Genomic DNA, 276 nt, shown 5'->3' on the forward strand with positions numbered 1-276 from the left:
CCAGGAATCCGAAAAGTTAGAGCGTCAAGCGCAGGAGCTGCATTGATGGCCGACTCAATGGACATGGCGCAGGCACACGCCGACGAGATGCTGGCGCGAAATATAGCCAGCGTGGTCAATCGTCCGGTCTGTGTAACGGCTTTATTTTGTGAGGACTGTGACGCCCCTATCCCGGAACAGCGCCGCCGTGCCGTATGGGGTGTAACTCGCTGCGTTAGCTGCCAAGACATGGGCGAACGGTATTCCCGATAATGTTTGATGCACAACAATTCGCTT

Annotated in this window: 1 protein-coding gene; it reads left to right on the plus strand. The window is 55.4% G+C overall.

Annotated elements, in window-relative coordinates:
* The first annotated feature begins 63 nt into the window (after positions 1 to 63).
* The gene (locus SB754_RS20055) at positions 64 to 252 is read left to right on the plus strand and encodes a TraR/DksA C4-type zinc finger protein (RefSeq protein ID WP_410784133.1); all 189 of its coding nucleotides are present in this window, start codon (positions 64 to 66) and stop codon (positions 250 to 252) included.
* The last annotated feature ends 24 nt before the right edge of the window (positions 253 to 276 follow it).

Source organism: Leifsonia sp. SIMBA_070, assembly GCF_046534635.1.
Lineage (GTDB): Bacteria > Actinomycetota > Actinomycetes > Actinomycetales > Microbacteriaceae > Leifsonia.

Bases quoted from the DNA above. Each gene is read 5' to 3' on its own strand.
- SB754_RS20055 (WP_410784133.1), top strand. From the start codon at position 64: ATGGCGCAGGCACACGCCGACGAGATGCTGGCGCGAAATATAGCCAGC.